The sequence below is a fragment of the Variovorax robiniae genome (genome assembly GCF_037889955.1).
Taxonomy (GTDB): Bacteria; Pseudomonadota; Gammaproteobacteria; order Burkholderiales; family Burkholderiaceae_C; genus Variovorax; species Variovorax robiniae.
Genome location: NZ_JBBKZS010000074.1, coordinates 1 through 2,463, shown reverse-complemented (window position 1 = coordinate 2,463; position 2,463 = coordinate 1). Strand labels below are relative to the sequence as shown.

The following is a 2,463-nucleotide window of genomic DNA, read 5'->3' as shown; positions in this document are numbered from 1 at the left end:
ACCGGCGAGGCGTCCTGGAGCGTGCCATACGTTCACCTTCGACGGGTCATCGACATCTGACCGGTGCGTCCGTGTCCGCCGTCAAGCGACGGGGAAGACCGGACAGACACGGCGATACGGCTGGCAGAGAGAACCAAGAGGCTGCAACTCGGGCTCCCCGACACGGATCTGGCGAAGTCCGAGAGCAAGCCGGGGTCGGAAGACAAGAAGGCCACATACGATGTTGAAAAGGCCCCCTACCAAAAGCCGCTGCTGTTTGCCCGTTCGGATGTCATCGGAATCGACATCGCAGGGTCGTTGGCCCAACAGGGGGTGCAGTTCGTGCTTGGCTACAACGAACGCAGCATTGCATTGATCCCCGCGACCACCCGAAACTACAACGGCAAAGTCCAATCGATCATGGGCGCAGACGGAGATGGAGATGGCCCTGTTGCCCTGGATGCCCTGTCCGTGCTGGGCCAGTTCAAGTCGAATACGAAGACACAAAGCCTCGGATTCGGTATCGAACGGTACTTTGCCACGGGCTATGCAGCGCGCAACCTGGGCGACGGTCTAGGCCTCGCGATCGCAAATGGTGCCAAGAAGGGCAACGGCACAACGCCTTCCGACGCAACAGCCGGGACCAACGCTGCAACGGCATCAAGACCCAGCACGCCCACGGCTGTGGCCGAATTGTCCAAGGAGTGAGGCCGTCGTCATGCCAGAAGGCACCTTCTTCCATCCCTTGTTCGGCCCCATCAGATTTCGCACTGCCACAAAGAACCAATGGATACGCAGCGACTCCATCTCTTTCATCAGCGGGTTCAACGAGGCTGACATCGTTGCGGTATAGATCCCGCAACTTGCAGGAATCCCGGGCACCCATGGCGGGCGACTGCAGTTCCACAAACGCGGCCACGCCCAAGTGCTGGACGCACCGAATGGTTCTATCCTGGCAACTGGCAATCAACGACCATTGAGCAGTTCACCCAGGCCTTGGACTCCTACATCCGCTGGTACAAAGAGAAGCGGATCAAGATGTCCTTGGGCGCGCGCAGCCCGCTTGACTACCGACGAAGGCTTCGGGCTCATGGCATAAACAGTCCAAGTTTTTAGCGGCACCCCAGGGTGGTCAATATCGAATCGGCGCCGACAGGGGGAGGGCACCTGGCCGTTCGTGCTCTCGCTTGGGATGCCCACGGAAAAATACATCGTGAGTGACCCTGATGGAGTGCGGCGATGGGCCGGCGCGTGGGCCGCCCATTCGGGCGTCGGCACGCTGATTTGGGAGGACCGCTCGTACGGCCGCCTCGGGCGGCAGAGATTTCCGGGTACGCTGGTGCTGGACTCCCCGGAAAGTGTTGCCAGGATTGTGTCCCAGACCCAGGCCGCTCGCTGGAGGACGGCTTCTGAGCGGCACGGCCATCTTGTCGCCAAGTGGCCACGCTTAGCGACTTCATCCGTCCTTCGGCGCAACTACGACGTGCTGGCCGATTAATCTTCGTTGGACTTCGATCGGCTCGTCAGACTCGTGGACTGGGTCGAGGCCAATCCCGCGTCGGGCCATTACCTTCGCCAGTTACCGGTCGAAGGCTTGGACACCAAGTGGGTTGAGCCCCGTCGTGGACTCATCATGGACGTGCTTCAAGGCATACGCGGTGACGGTGCGCCGCGCGACTTCTATGAAACGTGCGGACTACAGCGACCGGTGCACCGCCTTCGTGTCCGCGTTTTGTGCCCGAAGCTGCGCACGCACATTGGGGGCTTGAGGGATTTTGAAGCGCCCGCAGATGAGATTGCCCTCCTGCCACTCAGGCCGCGGGTCGTGGTGATTGTCGAGAACCTGGAAACAGGCGTGGCGCTACCGGACATGCCGGGTTGCGTCGCATTGATGAAGCTCGGGAATGCCGTAGGTGTCCTCGACAGGCTTCCTTGGTTGCAAGGTATCAGCGTGATTTATTGGGGCGACGTGGACACGCACGGATTCGCGATGCTCGACCGGGCCCGACGCGTCCTGCCGAGGCTTCGCTCTGGCTTGATGGATGAGCAAACGCTCCTGCCATATCTTCATCTCGCGGTCGAGGAAAAGGTTCAATGTCCTGTCGCAGAGATGCCACGCCTGACCACAAGCGAACGGATCGTGTACGACGGCCTGCGTCAGCACCGCTGGGGCAAGAATCTTCGACTTGAGCAAGAACGGCTGCCGCGCAAGTTGGGCATCGCCGCGCTTGAGGATGCAAGCCTGCCCTTCGGCTTGAGCGACTCATCTGTTGCAACGGAACGTCGCGTTGATCTTTCCCAATGACGCTCGATCACGAGCCGCCATGGTGCTCGAGCAGAAACACGAGTGGCCTGCCAACAGGCGCCACTTGCAGCTGAACCACACCGGCTTTCGAGGAGGCCTATTGGCTTGAGTCAGACCGGGATGGCCTGACTTCTCTTTTGGCTGTTCTGGCTTTCATTATTTCAGCCCCCGCAGGGGCC

2 protein-coding genes and 2 pseudogenes are annotated in these 2,463 nt (G+C 60.5%); all 4 read left to right on the top strand.

Going from position 1 to position 2,463, the window contains the following annotated elements; translation table 11 throughout:
• Nucleotides 1–63: 63 nt before the first annotated feature.
• The 4 genes and pseudogenes from WKW79_RS36820 (at nucleotide 64) to WKW79_RS36810 (ending at nucleotide 2,284) form a co-directional block, all read left to right on the top strand.
• Nucleotides 64–687 (top strand): hypothetical protein, encoded by a 624-nt coding sequence (locus WKW79_RS36820; RefSeq protein ID WP_340340163.1) that lies wholly within the window; start codon nucleotides 64–66, stop codon nucleotides 685–687.
• A 225-nt stretch (nucleotides 688–912) separates the two neighbouring features.
• Nucleotides 913–1,095 (top strand): annotated as a pseudogene (locus WKW79_RS36815) (IS3 family transposase); the annotation flags it as partial.
• 19 nt (nucleotides 1,096–1,114) lie between these two features.
• Nucleotides 1,115–1,612, top strand: a pseudogene (locus tag WKW79_RS37205) (DUF3322 domain-containing protein); the annotation flags it as partial.
• A complete protein-coding gene (locus tag WKW79_RS36810; protein ID WP_340340162.1) occupies nucleotides 1,613–2,284 on the top strand; it encodes a Wadjet anti-phage system protein JetD domain-containing protein in 672 nt (223 codons plus the stop codon).
• The last annotated feature ends 179 nt before the right edge of the window (nucleotides 2,285–2,463 follow it).

Excerpts from the sequence above, each read along its gene's own strand:
- WKW79_RS36810 (WP_340340162.1), top strand. The coding sequence starts at position 1,613 with ATGGACGTGCTTCAAGGCATACGCGGTGACGGTGCGCCGCGCGACTTC.